11 protein-coding genes are annotated in these 13,693 nt (G+C 70.6%); 8 read left to right on the forward strand and 3 right to left on the reverse strand.

Features of this window, described 5'->3' with window-relative positions:
- Positions 1 to 28 precede the first annotated feature (28 nt).
- Positions 29 to 2,062 carry an NAD(+) synthase gene (locus ACZ5J1_RS08655; RefSeq protein WP_464564394.1) on the reverse strand — a complete coding sequence of 678 codons (2,034 nt, stop codon included), beginning with the start codon at positions 2,060 to 2,062 and terminating at the stop codon, positions 29 to 31.
- A gap of 84 nt (positions 2,063 to 2,146) precedes the next feature.
- Between ACZ5J1_RS08655 and ACZ5J1_RS08660 the strand changes: the two genes are divergently transcribed.
- From ACZ5J1_RS08660 to panB, 3 genes are all read left to right on the forward strand, one after another.
- Positions 2,147 to 2,887, forward strand: coding sequence for an ABC transporter ATP-binding protein (locus ACZ5J1_RS08660; RefSeq protein ID WP_464564396.1), 741 nt, complete (start codon positions 2,147 to 2,149; stop codon positions 2,885 to 2,887).
- The gene (locus ACZ5J1_RS08665) at positions 2,887 to 5,427 is read left to right on the forward strand and encodes an ABC transporter permease (protein WP_464564398.1); all 2,541 of its coding nucleotides are present in this window, start codon (positions 2,887 to 2,889) and stop codon (positions 5,425 to 5,427) included. The genes ACZ5J1_RS08660 and ACZ5J1_RS08665 overlap by 1 nt, the downstream gene beginning before the upstream one ends.
- Before the next feature lie 70 nt (positions 5,428 to 5,497).
- The gene (gene panB / locus ACZ5J1_RS08670) at positions 5,498 to 6,343 is read left to right on the forward strand and encodes a 3-methyl-2-oxobutanoate hydroxymethyltransferase (protein ID WP_464564400.1); all 846 of its coding nucleotides are present in this window, start codon (positions 5,498 to 5,500) and stop codon (positions 6,341 to 6,343) included.
- Positions 6,344 to 6,367: 24 nt separating this feature from the next.
- Here panB and ACZ5J1_RS08675 read toward each other — a convergent pair whose 3' ends face one another.
- The gene (locus tag ACZ5J1_RS08675; RefSeq protein WP_464564402.1) at positions 6,368 to 7,561 is read right to left on the reverse strand and encodes a response regulator; all 1,194 of its coding nucleotides are present in this window, start codon (positions 7,559 to 7,561) and stop codon (positions 6,368 to 6,370) included.
- A 173-nt stretch (positions 7,562 to 7,734) separates the two neighbouring features.
- Here ACZ5J1_RS08675 and ACZ5J1_RS08680 point away from each other — a divergent pair, with 173 nt between their 5' ends.
- The 4 genes from ACZ5J1_RS08680 to ACZ5J1_RS08695 are packed head-to-tail and all read left to right on the forward strand — an operon-like array spanning position 7,735 to position 11,154.
- Positions 7,735 to 8,652, forward strand: coding sequence for an ABC transporter ATP-binding protein (locus ACZ5J1_RS08680; RefSeq protein ID WP_464564403.1), 918 nt, complete (start codon positions 7,735 to 7,737; stop codon positions 8,650 to 8,652).
- Complete coding sequence (locus tag ACZ5J1_RS08685) at positions 8,649 to 9,437, forward strand: ABC transporter permease (RefSeq protein WP_464564405.1); 789 nt, start codon at positions 8,649 to 8,651, stop codon at positions 9,435 to 9,437. Before ACZ5J1_RS08680 ends, ACZ5J1_RS08685 begins: the two co-directional genes overlap by 4 nt.
- Positions 9,434 to 10,543, forward strand: a complete 1,110-nt coding sequence (locus tag ACZ5J1_RS08690; protein ID WP_464564407.1) for a sensor histidine kinase — start codon at positions 9,434 to 9,436, stop codon at positions 10,541 to 10,543. Before ACZ5J1_RS08685 ends, ACZ5J1_RS08690 begins: the two co-directional genes overlap by 4 nt.
- Positions 10,540 to 11,154, forward strand: a complete 615-nt coding sequence (locus tag ACZ5J1_RS08695; protein ID WP_464564409.1) for a response regulator transcription factor — start codon at positions 10,540 to 10,542, stop codon at positions 11,152 to 11,154. Before ACZ5J1_RS08690 ends, ACZ5J1_RS08695 begins: the two co-directional genes overlap by 4 nt.
- Here ACZ5J1_RS08695 and ACZ5J1_RS08700 read toward each other — a convergent pair.
- Positions 11,151 to 11,345 (reverse strand): hypothetical protein, encoded by a 195-nt coding sequence (locus ACZ5J1_RS08700; RefSeq protein WP_464564411.1) that lies wholly within the window; start codon positions 11,343 to 11,345, stop codon positions 11,151 to 11,153. The genes ACZ5J1_RS08695 and ACZ5J1_RS08700 overlap by 4 nt on opposite strands.
- Positions 11,346 to 11,504: 159 nt before the next feature.
- On the opposite strand from ACZ5J1_RS08700, the gene ACZ5J1_RS08705 reads away from it, so the two are divergent.
- Positions 11,505 to 13,664 (forward strand): hypothetical protein, encoded by a 2,160-nt coding sequence (locus tag ACZ5J1_RS08705; RefSeq protein WP_464564413.1) that lies wholly within the window; start codon positions 11,505 to 11,507, stop codon positions 13,662 to 13,664.
- Positions 13,665 to 13,693 lie beyond the last annotated feature (29 nt).

The following is a 13,693-nucleotide window of genomic DNA, read 5'->3' on the forward strand; positions in this document are numbered from 1 at the left end:
AGTCAAACAGAAGGTATTCACTTCATCTCTAGAAGAACGGCACCTGCTCCAGGTCGGCCAACCAGGTCGCCGCGCTCGCGTCCGACGGCATCCGCCAGTCACCGCGCGGGCTCATCGTGCCGCCGTTGGAGACCTTCGGCCCGTTGGGCAGCGCGGAGCGCTTGAACTGGGAGGAGAAGAACCGCTTGATGAAGACCTCGAGCCAGTCCCGGATCTCGCCCAGGTCGTACGCGCGCCGGTCCCCCTCGGGGAACGCCGGCGGCCAGTCACCCGCATGCTCGTCGGACCAGGCGTGCCAGGCCAGGAACGCGATCCGACTCGGTCGGTACCCGTGCCGCACGACGTGGAAGAGGTTGAAGTCCTGCAGCGAGTAGGGCCCGACGACGGCCTCGGTCGACTGCGGCTTCTCCCCCGCCGCGACCGGCACCAGCTCCGGGCTGATCTCCTGGGCGAGGATCTCCTGCAGGACGGTGTCGGTCTTCTCCTCGAACTGTCCGGTCGAGATCACCCAGCGGATCACGTGCTGGATCAACGTCTTCGGGATGCCCGCGTTGACGTTGTAGTGGCTCATCTGGTCGCCGACGCCGTACGTGCACCACCCCAGCGCGAGCTCGGAGAGGTCGCCGGTGCCGAGCACGATCCCGTGCCGCTGGTTGGCGATCCGGAACAGGTAGTCGGTGCGCAGACCCGCCTGGACGTTCTCGAACGTGATGTCGTAGACCGGCTCCCCGCCCGCGAACGGGTGGTCGATGTCGGCCAGCATCTGCCGCGCGGTCGGCGTGATGTCGATCGTCGCGTACGTCGTCCCGAGCGCCTGCATCAGGGCGATCGCGTTCGACTTGGTGGTCTCCGATGTCGCGAAGCCGGGCAGGGTGAACGCCAGGATGTCGCTGCGCGGACGCCCCAGTCGGTCCATCGCCTGGGCGGCGACCAGCAACGCGTGGGTGGAGTCGAGGCCGCCGCTGACCCCGATCACGATCTGGGGATCGCCGATCGAGCGGAGCCGCTGCTCGAGTCCGGCGACCTGGATGTTGAACGTCTCGTAGGCGTCCTGCTCCAACCGCTCCGGGTCGTCGGGCACGAACGGGAACCGGTCGACCTTGCGGCGCAGCCCGATGTCGCCGCTCGGCGCCTCGAGGGTGAACTCGATCAGCTGCCAGTCATCGACGTCGATGGCGTTGCGACGGTTGTCGTCGAAGGTGCCCTGACGCATCCGCTCGGCGCGGATCCGGTCCAGGTCGACGTCGACCACCGTGCGGCGGGCCCCGTCGGGGAAGCGTTCGGACTCACCGAGCAGGTCCCCGCACTCGTAGACCATGGTCTGCCCGTCCCACGCCAGGTCGGTGGTCGACTCCCCCGGCCCGGCAGCGGTGTAGACGTACGCCGCGGTGCAGCGCGCGCTGGCCGAGGCGATCAGGAGCTCGCGGGACTCGGCGCGGCCGACCGTGACCGGTGAGGCCGACAGGTTGAGCAGCACCGTCGCACCGGCCAGCGCGGCCTGCGCCGATGGCGGTACCGGCACCCACATGTCCTCGCAGATCTCCGGGTGGAAGACCAGGCCGCGCACGTCCGAGGCGCTGTAGAGCAGTCGCGCGCTGATCGGGACGTCCTCGCCGGCGACAGTGATCAGGTCCTCGATGTCGTCCCCGGCCGCGAACCAGCGCCGCTCGTAGAACTCACGGTAGGTCGGCAGGTAGGACTTCGGGCTGACCCCGAGGATCTCGCCGGCGTGGATCACGACCGCGCAGTTGAGCAGCCGGTGCCGGAACAGCAGCGGCGCACCGACCACCAGCACGGGGGTCAGCTCGGCCGAGGCCTCGACGATGGTCTCGATCGCCGCCTCGACCGCCTCCAGCAGCGTGTCCTGCAGGAACAGGTCGTCGACGGAGTACCCGGTCAGGCACAGCTCGGGGAAGACCGCGATCGCGACACCCTCGGCGTGGCAGGCCTCGGCCTGAGCGATCACCGCGGCGGCGTTGAGGGCGGGGTCGGCGAGAGCGACGGGGAGGGTGACCGCGGCGACGCGGGCGAAGCCCTGCGCGTACGCGGAGTAGAAGTCCACGGGCTCAGTCTAGGGAGGCCCCAGGTTGAGGAACCGGGGTTATCCCTGATGACGTGGCCGACTCGGTAGGACAGGCTAGGCACCATGACGTCTGCCGATCCGGCCGCTCGGGCCATCGACCTGTCGAAGACCTACGGCTCCGGGGATGCCGAGGTGCACGCCCTGGACGGCGTCACCGTCGACTTCCACACCGGCCAGTTCACGGCGATCATGGGCCCGTCCGGCTCCGGGAAGTCGACCCTGATGCACTGCCTGGCCGCCCTGGACACCCCGACCAACGGCACCGTCCTGGTCGACGGGGTCGACCTCGGCGCGATCAGCAAGGGCCGGCGCGGGGACGAGGCCCTCACCGCGCTGCGGCGCGAGCGGATCGGCTTCGTCTTCCAGGCGTTCAACCTGATCCCGACGCTGACCGCGGAGGAGAACATCGTCCTGCCGCTGGCCCTGGCTGGGAAGAGCCCGGACAAGGCGTGGTTCACCACCGTCATCGAGGCGGTCGGCCTCTCCGACCGGCTGCACCACCGACCCGCCGAGATGTCCGGCGGCCAGCAGCAGCGCGTCGCCTGCGCACGCGCCCTGGTCAGCCAGCCCTCCATCGTGCTGGCCGACGAGCCGACCGGAAACCTGGACTCGCACTCGGGCGCCGAGGTGCTCGCCCTGCTGCGCCGCAGCGTCGACGAGTTCGGGCAGACGGTCGTGATGGTCACCCACGACGCCGGTGCGGCCTCCTGGTGCGACCGGGTCGTGTTCCTGCGCGACGGTCGGATCGTGGACGAGCTGCTCAACCCGACCCGGGAGCAGATCCTCGAGCGTCAGGCCGTCTGATGTGGCGCTTGACCCTGCGCAACCTGATGGCGCGGAAGGTGCGCCTGTTGATGAGCGCACTCGCGATCGTGCTCGGCGTGGCGTTCCTCTCGGGCGTCCTCGTCTTCAGCCACGGGTTGTCCTCGACGTTCGACACGATCGTGAAGGGCACCACCTCCGACGCCCTGGTCCGGGCGAAGGGTCTTGAGGCCTTCAGCGGCACCAACGACTCGACCGCGGTCCTGCCCGAGTCCACCATCGAGCAGCTCGACGCACTCCCGGAGGTCGCCCGCGCCGACGGCAACGTCGACGGGTTCGGGATGAGCCTGCTCGACTCCGACGGTGCGCTCGTCGGCGGCACCGGCGCTCCGACGCTGGCGTTCAACCACACCGGGTCGGTCGACATGCAGGGCCAGCCCAAGATGCTGCTGGTCGAGGGCGACTGGCCGACCGGGTCGGACCAGGTCGCGCTCGACGAGTCCGCCGCCTCGCGGGGCGGCTACAAGCTCGGCGACACGGTCAACCTGCTCGCTCCCTTCGGCACCCCCGAGCGGAGCGCGAAGCTGGTCGGGATCGCCGAGTTCAACGGCGGTGGCACCGCCGGCGCGACCCTGATCGTCTTCGACACCCCGACGGCGCAGGAGATCTTCCTGGGCGGCCAGCCGGTCTTCACCTCGGTCGACCTGACCGCCGCGCCCGGCGTCTCGCAGCAGCAGCTGGTCGCTGCCGCGAAGCCGGTGCTGCCCCCGGGCTTCGAGGCCGTGACCGGTGACAAGGTCGTCGACGAGTCCCAGTCCTCGATCAACCAGTTCCTCAACGTGATCTCGACGTTCCTGCTGGTCTTCGCGCTGATCGCGGTCCTGGTCGGCGGCTTCATCATCGTCAACACGTTCTCGATCCTGGTCGCCCAACGCACCCGCGAGCTCGCCCTGCTGCGCGCCCTGGGAGCGACCCGCAAGCAGGTCACCCGCTCGGTGCTGGTCGAGGCCCTGGTGATGGCGGTGATCGCCTCGACGATCGGGATCGGTCTGGGCTGGCTGCTGGCGCGCGGCCTGGCCGCTCTGTTCCGTGCGGTCGGCCTCGACATCTCCAGCGACGCGCTCTCCCTGACCCCCTCGACCCTCGTGATCTCGTACGCCGTCGGGGTGCTCGTCACCCTGGTCGCGGCGTGGCTGCCGGCGCGACGCGCGGGCCGGGTCGCGCCGGTGGCCGCCATGGTCGGTGACGCGATCGCGCCGCCGGCGTCGCTGCGCCGCCGGACGATCATCGGGACGACCTTCGTGCTGATCGGCGTGGCGCTCGCCGTGATCGGGTTGAGCGACTCCCCCGGTCCCGCAGCCCTCTGGGTCGGCGTCGCCGCCCTGATCTGGGTGCTGACCGCCGCCTTCATCAGCTCCGTCATCGGTCGACCGGTGCTGCTGGCGTGCCGGGCGGTCTTCGGCCGCCTCTTCGGCACCTCGGGTCGCCTTGCCGGCGAGAACGCCCTGCGCGACCCGCGACGCACCGGCGCCACGGCCTCGGCCCTCATGATCGGACTGGCGCTGGTCTGCACGATCGGTGTCCTGGCCGCCTCGCTCAACGCGACGGTCGACGACATCGTGGACGACCAGTTCACCTCGGACTACCTCGTGCAGAGCCAGAACTTCCTGCCCTTCTCCACGGAGATCGGTGACGAGATGGCCGCCGTCGAGGGGGTCGACCTGGTCAGCCGGCAGCAATTCACCAACGCCACCCTGGACGACGACAGCACCACCTTCGTGACCGGGAACGACGCCGCCTTCGGCGAGATCTACCGGCTCGACATGGTCGAGGGCACCCAGGACATCTCCGGCAAGCAGGCGTTCATCAACACCGACATGGCCAAGGACCACGGCTGGAAGGTCGGCGACACCATCACCCTCGGCTTCCCGGCCGGCAGCACGCTCCAGGTGAAGGTCGCCGGGATCAGCGAGGTCACGCCGACCACCACCGGGATCTCGATCCCCCTCGACGAGCTGACCGCCGCCGGCGTGGTGCGACGCGACAGCAGCCTGAGCATCACCGTCGACGCCGGGGCCGACACGGCCACCGTGCGCGACCAGCTCGACGCGATCGCCAAGGACGCCAAGGTGGTCGCGCTCTACGACAAGGAGGGCTTCGCCGACGCGATCCGGGACCAGGTCAACCAGCTGCTCTACCTGATCTACGGTCTGCTCGCCCTGGCGATCATCATCGCGGTGATCGGCATCATCAACACGCTGGGTCTCAGCGTGCTGGAGCGCACCCGTGAGATCGGCCTGCTCCGCGCGATCGGGATGAGCCGTCGCCGGCTGCGCCTGATGGTCACCCTGGAGTCGGTCACGATCGCTCTGCTCGGCGCGATCCTCGGCATGGTCGTCGGTCTGGCCACCGGGGTCCTGCTCCGACAGGCGTTGAAGGACGACATCTCGAGCCTCGGCCTGCCGTGGGGCCAGCTGATCACCTTCCTGGTCATCGCCGTCGTGGTCGGGGTCCTGGCCGCCGTACTGCCGGCGATCCGGGCCTCGCGTATGGCGGTTCTCACAGCGATCTCCTCACCCTGATCCCACTAGAGTCGATGGCGGTCCGTGGACTCCATCGGGGAGCCGCGAGATGTCTGGAAAGGGCTCAACGATGAGCGCAGAAGAAGCAGCGCCGTACGGCGGCGGATCCCCGGTCCGCAAGGTCAGGACCCACCACCTGGCGGAGATGAAGTCGCGCGGCGAGAAGGTCACGATGCTGACCTCCTACGACATGTACACCGCCCGGATCTTCGACGAGGCCGGGATCGACATGCTGCTGGTCGGCGACTCCGCCGCCAACAACGTCTTCGGACACGAGACCTCGTTGCCGGTGACGGTCGATGACCTGCTGCCGCTCACCCGCGCGGTCGCGCAGTCGGCGAAGCGCGCGATGGTGGTCGGCGACCTGCCCTTCGGCTCCTACCAGGCCTCCCCCGAGCAGGCGTACCTGACGGCGGTCCGGTTCATGAAGGAGGGCCTCGCCCACGCGGTGAAGCTCGAGGGCGGCGTCGAGATGGCCCCGACCATCCGCAAGCTCGTCGACGGTGGCATCCCCGTCTGTGCCCACATCGGGTTCACTCCGCAGTCCGAGCACACGCTGGGCGGCTACCGGGTCCAGGGCCGCGGCGACGCGGCCGAGCGGATCAAGGCCGACGCGCGCGCCGTCGCCGATGCGGGCGCGTTCGCGGTCGTGATGGAGATGGTGCCCGGCGACATCGCCGAGCAGATCAGCCAGGAGCTGAACATCCTCACGATCGGGATCGGCGCCGGGGCCGGGTGCGACGGCCAGGTCCTGGTGTGGACCGACGCCTTCGGCATCCGTGGTCCGAACGACGGCAAGCTGCCGCGCTTCGTGAAGGTCTTCGCCGACGTCCGGGGACAGCTCCTCGCCGGGGCTCAGGCCTATGCGGCCGAGGTCAAGGGCGGCACGTTCCCCGCCGAGGAACACACCTTCTGACCCGCTGAAACGGGGTCCGTCGGGTCAGGCGTTGACCCGGCGGACACCGACGCTGGGGATGACCTCCAGCCAGCGGGGCATCTGGGAGATCTCGCCGAGCTTCGCCATCAGCGAGCCGACGATCCGGTCGACCTGGGCGCGCTCGCCGGCGGTGATCGGGCCGGTGTCGGAGTCGGAGCGCAGGATCGCGGCGAGCTCGTCGCGGCGGCAGACCGCACCCCCGTGCAGCAGCACCTCGAGGAGCAGGTCGAACTCGCGCGGCTCGACCTGGATCGGCCGACCGTCGACGGCGACCATCCGGCGGATCGGCTCGTAGCTGAGCCCGCGGAAGTCGCTCCACTCGATCTCGCGCTCGGGGACCGGCGCCGGTGCTGCCACCGGAGTCGGGACCGGAGTCGGGGCCGGCTGGGCCGGCGGCTCCCACGGCGCGACGGTGGTGATCGGGGTCTGCGGGGCGCGGGAGAACCCGGACTGCATCGGGGCGCTGGGGGCCGCAACGGGTGCGGGCGCGGGCGCTGCAGGCGCGGGCGCAGCGGCCACGGGGGCCTGGGCAGGGGCCGGGGTGGGGGCCGGAGCCGGGCGGGTCCAGAGCTGCTCGACGTAGGCGGGCTCGACCGGCTGCATCACCGGCTGCATCACCGGCTGCGGGACCGGCTGGGGCGCCGGCTGCGGGACGACCTGCGGGATCGACGCGGGGATCGGCGGCGCGCCGAGGAAGGGCTGGCGGGACAACCCCGTCCCGATGCTCGGCTGCTGATGACGGGCAGCCGGCATCGTGGACAGCGTGCGGGTGTTGGCCCGCTCGGCCCGGGCGCGGGCGCGCTGGGCGTCCATCCGCCGGGTCAGGGCCTTCACCCGGGCGCGGAACTCGTGCGGGCGCAGCGGCTTGGTCACCACGGTGTCCGCGCCGGCGTGCAGCCCGCCGATGACGTCGCCCTCGTCCGAGGACGAGGTCATCAGGACGATGTAGGCATCGGTCTGATCACGCAGCTGACGGGTGGCCTCCCAACCATCCATCCCCGGCAGCTCGATCTCGATCGCGACCACCATCGGCTTGTGCTCCCGGGCGAGAGCGAGACCGTCCTCCCCTGTGCCGGCAAGAAAGACGTCGTAACCGGAGGCGTGCAGCAGGGCGGCGGTTTCCTGCCGAGCACTTCCATCCGGGTCGATCACCAGCGCAACGGCCCGCTCCTCGACCGACGCGACTGTTCGCGTCATGGTGTCGAGATCTCCCATCCCCATACCGCAACGCTACGTGCAGGCGGGTAACAGACACTGCCCGGGCTGGTAACAGGGAGTGACCCGTTCGGCCCCGATCCATGACGGATGTCACGGATCGATCGTGAGGCTTGGCCCGGGCCTTCCGGGCCCCGTTCGGTCAGGCTGGAGCCATGACGAGCACGACGATGAGCACCACGGCGCCGGCGGTCCGGCTCGCCGGGGCGCGCAAGACGTTCGGTCCGGTCGAGGCGGTGCGCGGCATCGACCTGGAGCTGCGCCGGGGTGAGGTGGTCGCCTTCCTCGGACCCAACGGCGCCGGGAAGACCACCACGATCGACATGATCCTGGGGCTCTCCGCCCCCACGGCCGGCCAGGTCGAGGTGCTCGGTCTCGCCCCGCGGCAGGCGATCGCCCGCGGCCTCGTCTCCGCGGTCATGCAGACCGGCGGCCTGCTCAAGGACCTCACCGTGCGCGAGACGGTGGCCTACACCGCCTCGCTCTTCGCCGACACGATCGACGTCGACGACGCGCTCGCAGGAGCGGGGATCTCCTCGATCGCCGATCGCAAGGTCGGCAAGTGCTCGGGCGGCGAACAGCAGCGGCTCCGGTTCGCGATGGCCCTGCTGCCCAACCCCGCGCTCCTCCTCCTTGACGAGCCCACCACGGGCATGGACGTCGAGGGACGACGCACGTTCTGGAACGCGATCCGCGCCGACGCCCAGGACGGCCGCACCGTGCTGTTCGCGACCCACTACCTCGAGGAGGCTGACCAGTACGCCGACCGGATCATCCTGGTCAGCAACGGCCGGATCGTGGCCGACGGCACGGGCTCGGAGATCCGCGCGCTGGCAGCGGGCCGCACCCTGAGGGTGACCTGGGCGGGGGCCGAGGTCGAGGCGCTCGCCCGGCTGCGTTCGCTGCCCGGGGTCGACGAGGTCGAGCAGCGGGGGGACCAGGTGATGGTCCACGCCAAGGAGAGCGACGACGTCGCCCGCTACCTGCTCGCCCAGCCCGGTGCGCGCGACCTGGAGATCACCAGCAAGAACCTCGAGGACGCGTTCCTCGCCCTGACAGGAGACCAGCGATGAGCACCCTCGACCGACTCGACGTGTCCACCCGCCGGGTCCCTGCGCTCGGTGGCTTCAACCTCACCGTGCTCGCGATCGAGCTGCGCCGGATGCTGCGCAACCGTCGCACGATCATCTTCACCTTGCTGATGCCGGCGATCCTGGTGCTGATCTTCGGCGCCCAGGACGGCTGGCAGGAGCCGGCCGGGTCGGGCAACGTGGCGGCGTACATCCTGCTCTCGATGGCGCTCTACGCCGCCGCGCTGACCTCGGCCGCGACCGGCTCGATGGTCGCCCTCGAGCGGGCGCTGGGCTGGTCGCGCCAGCTCCGGCTCACGCCGCTCAACCCGGTCTCCTACGTCCTGATGAAGACCGTCATCGCCCTGGCGATGGGCGCGCTCGCCATCACCGTGGTCAACCTCACCGGGATCGCGATGGGCAAGGCCGAGATGCCGCTCGGGGTGTGGATCTCCGGTGCCGTGCTCGCCCTGCTCTGCACGGTCACGTTCGCGGCCCTCGGCCTCTTCATCGGCTTCGTCGTGCCCGGCGAGAACGCGATGCAGATCCTCGGGCCCGGTCTGGCGATCGTCAGCTTCCTGGGCGGTGTCTTCATCCCGCTGGAGAACTACCCCGAGGTCGTCCAGCAGATCGCGCACTGGACCCCGATGTACGGCGTCGCCGAGATCGTCCGCGCTCCGCTCACCCACGAGCTGCCCTGGTATGCGATCCTCAACGCCGTGGCCTGGTTCGCGATCTTCGTCGGTGGTGCCGCGTGGCGGATGAGCAAGGACACGGCCCGGGTGTGAACGCGTCGACGAACGGCGAGTCCTGCCCGGAGTCCGGTCGACCTCGGTGGGCCGGACCGTGGCTCGCCGGCATCTGGCTCTTCTTCCTGCTCACCCCGCTGCTCGAGGGCTGGCGACACCGCGACGAGCTCGCCGGGATCGTCGGCATGCTCGCCACGATCGCCTTCGGCGCGCTCTACATGTGGCTGTGGTTGCGCGCCCGGGCCGACCCCCGTCGCCTCGCACGGACGGCGCCGCTCTCCTTCTCCCTGCCCTACCTCGGCGGTCTGGTCGTCCTCGCCGCGGTGATGATCCTCTGCCTGGGCGAGAACGGCATGGCGGCCGTGGTCTACATCGCCGTCGCCCTGGTGATGACCTGCCCGCTCCGGGTCGCGCTGCCCGCGGTGCTGGTGCTCCTCGTGGCCACGTTGGCCTCCAGCGCCCTGCCGGGCTGGGGTGAGCAGGTCGGCACCGCCTTCGGGATCGCGGCCGCCTCGATCGCCGTCTTCGGGATGCGGACCGTGATGAGCCGCAACACCGAGCTCTTCCGCGCGCAGGAGGCCAACGCCCGGCTCGCCGTCGACAACGAACGCAACCGGTTCGCCCGCGACCTGCACGACATCCTCGGCCACTCCTTGACCGTGATCACGATCAAGGCCGAGCTCGCCCAGCGGCTGATCGACGTCGACCCGGAGGGGGCACGCCGCGAGGTCGCCGACCTCGAACGTCTCTCCCGCGACGCCCTGGCCGACGTCCGTCGTGCCGTGGAGGGCTACCGCGACCTCACCCTGCCCGGGGAGCTCGCCCGCGCCCGCGCCGCCCTGGCCGCAGCCGAGATCACCCCTGACCTGCCGCAGTCCACCGACATGGTGCCCAGCGACCTGCGTGAGCTCTTCGCCTGGACGGTGCGTGAAGGCGTCACCAACGTGCTGCGCCACTCGAGCGCCCAGCGGTGCACCATCGAGCTGGCCGCCGATCGGGTGGCCGTCGTCGACGACGGCGTCGGCGCCGCGACCTCCGGCCCGGGCTCCGGGCTGCTCGGCCTGCGCGAGCGGGCGACCGCCCTCGGCGGGACCGTCACCACGCGCAACCTCTCCCCCGGCTTCTGCCTGGAGGTGCACGCATGAGTCGACCGATCCGACTGCTCCTCGCCGACGACCAGGCGCTGGTCCGCGGCGCCCTGGCCGCACTGCTCAACCTGGAGCCGGACCTCACCGTGGTCGCCGAGGTGGGCGACGGCTCCGAGGTGGTCCCGGCAGTCCTGGAGCACCGACCCGACGTGGCCCTGCTCGACGTCGAGATGCCCGGCATGGACGGGATCACCGCCGCCGCCGCGGTGCGCGACGCAGCGCCCGAGACGCGCGTGCTGATCGTGACCACCTTCGGCCGACCGGGGTTCCTGCGTCGGGCGCTGCAGGCCGGGGCCAGTGGCTTCGTCGTCAAGGACACGCCCGCGGCCGCCCTCGCCGACGCCGTACGGAAGGTGCAGGCCGGACTGCGGGTGGTCGATCCCCAGCTGGCGACCGACAGCCTGATCGCCGGCGAGTCCCCGCTGACCCCGCGCGAGGCGGAGGTGCTGCGTGCGGCCCGGGCGGGCGGCAGTGCCGCGGCCCTGGCTACGGAGCTGTTCCTCTCCGAAGGGACCGTGCGCAACCACCTGTCCGCGGCGATCGGCAAGACGGGCGCGGCGACCCGGGCCGAGGCGGTCAGGATCGCCGAGGAGAACGGCTGGCTCTAGTCGTCCTCGTCGCGGTCGTAGGCGTCGGCCTGGTCGTTGCGCTCCTCGACCTTGCCGAGCGCGTGCTCGGCTTCGTCGCGCGTCGCGAACGGGCCGAGGCGGTCCTTGGCCTTGCAGCCTTCGCGTCCCTCCACCGTGTGGTGGTTGAGGCAGAACCAGAACTCAGGTGCGGCGTCGTCGTGGAGGACCATGCCCCCAACGTAGCGCGGGATCGGGCCGACCGTCCGCCACCGAACGTGTCGCGGCACCCAGTGCCCGAAGTTCACAGGAATCCCCGCGGCGACACACAGCCAGCACCTAGGATCGGTCGCTCCCGGCGTGCACGTGCGGCCCCTCTGCACCTGGAGTGAATGTTGTCCCGAATCTTCCGACGGTGCCTCGTCGGGCTTCTCGTCCTCACCGCGTCGGCCTTCCCCGCCATCGCGATCAGCGGCCCCGCGGCCGCCGGAGCGTGCTCCCCGGTGATGAGATCGTTGGCGGTCGCCAAGGCGAGCGTCTCCGGGGGAACCAGCACCGTCGCCACCGTCTCGATCAGCTGCGCCACGCCGAAGAAGGCGAAGGTGACGATCCTCGCCGGAGCCGGCGCCGGCGCACCGCGAACCGTGGTCGTCCCGAAGGGGAAGAAGAAGCAGACCTTCACCGTCACCACCTCGCCGACCGCGGCCTCCAGGAGCGTCCGACTGTCGGCGACCTTCAAGGGGCGCACTGCGCGGGCATCCCTCAGCGTCCGTCCGACGCCGTGCTACCCGACAGCCGTCCTGCGATCGCTGACCTTCGCTGGACCGGGGCACGCCGGTGACACCAGCGCCGGGACCGTGACGCTCGACTGCCCGGCTGCGAAGCCGATCGCCATCGCACTCACGTCGGCCGACCCGCGGGTCCAGGTCCCCGGATCAGTCACCGTCAAGGCGGGCGCGCGCACCGCGACGTTCGCCGTCAGCGCCGCCACCCCGACCGGCGAGGAGCACAGCTACCGCACCACGGTCCGCGCCACCCAGGGTGGCCGGTCGACCACGGGATCCCTCACCGTCGAGCCCGGCCTGAGCGAGGTGAGCCTGACGATCGCCGAGGGCTCCAACTTCGCCGACGTGGCCGTGACCCTGACGGGCACGTCGGATGCGACCACGGTCGTCTCGGTCGCGCTCAACGGCGTCTTCGCAGGCCAGACGAGCAGCATCGAGATCCCTCCCGGGTCGACCTCCGCCAGCACGCGGGTCTGGGCCTCAGGCGGCACGGTCACCGATGGCGACTACACCGCGACGGCGACCCTCGGAAACCGCCGACTCACCGCATCCAGGTCGGTCAGCCACGCGTTCCGAGAGGGCGACACGATCGACCTCGAGGCCGTCGCCCAGCGTGATCCGGCCAGCGAGAAGGTCACGGTCGGCATCACCATCACCCTCGACCATCCGGTCGGGACCGGCACGCCCGACCGACTGAAGTTCTGGACCAACGGAACGTTCGTCAGCGAGAAGTCACTGGCGTGGGGACAGCGATCCGTCCAGCTCGCGTTCACGCTGACCCGGTTCCCTGCGGACTCGTTCCTGCACACCTCGGTGATCTTCGACGGCCTGACGCGGTACCCGACCTTCGGGTACGAGATCGATGTCCCTCTCCACCCGTGGGTCGCGTCGGTCACCCCACCAGACGTGGTCGTCGCCGGCGAACCGACCACGGGAACGGTCGCTCTCGTCGCCGCTGCCGCGGTCGATGAGACCGTCACGCTGAACGCCGACGGCGTCGGCGTTCCGTCCACCGTGATCGTCCCGGCGGGGTCGTCGAGCGTCGAGTTCCCGATCACCGCAGCCACGGCGGGAACCGGCTCGGTGGGCGCATCCGCCGGCGGAGTCAGCGTCGAATCCTCCACGTTCACCGTCGGTCCGGCCATCCCCAACAACTGCCGGACGCTCACCTTGAACACGCCCACCGAGATCTACCGCGGCGTCGATCTCGACGGCCCGACGTCGTACACGGCGAGCGTGAGCGTGAGCTGCACCGCTCCGACGGACCTGCTCATCCCGCTCACGGCGACGTACGACGGGGACTGGCTCACCGTGCCCCGGCACGTCCGGATCCCGGCCGGCTCGAGCACCGGCGAGTTCATCCTCGAGGCGACCGGCACCGAGTACTGCGAGTCGTACGACGAGGAGGACCCCTGCCCCGCCGTCACCGGTGCCAGCGTGACCGCCGGTCCGGCGCCGTACGCGGTGACCAGGAGCATCGCGGTCCGGCCCGGACTCGCGGAGGCTTACCGGGGTTCAGACTCGGACGAGGGGATGCCCCGGATCGAGGTCTGGCTCACTCGCGAGGCGGCACCAGGAACGGTCGTGGACCTGAGCTCCGACCGACCCGACCTGCTGGACTTCCCGACGGAGGTGGAGGTTCCGGCGGGCATGCAAGGTTTTCTTCTCTCGCCGTCGTCCGGGACCCCGGTCCCGGCAGGCACCACGGTGCGCGTGACCATCACCCTCGGCGCATCGTCGGAAACCGTCACGATCATCGGGGGCTGACGCCGTGGTCGGGAAAGGTGCCCCGTAGC

The sequence above is a fragment of the Nocardioides sp. JCM 18999 genome (assembly GCF_055391175.1).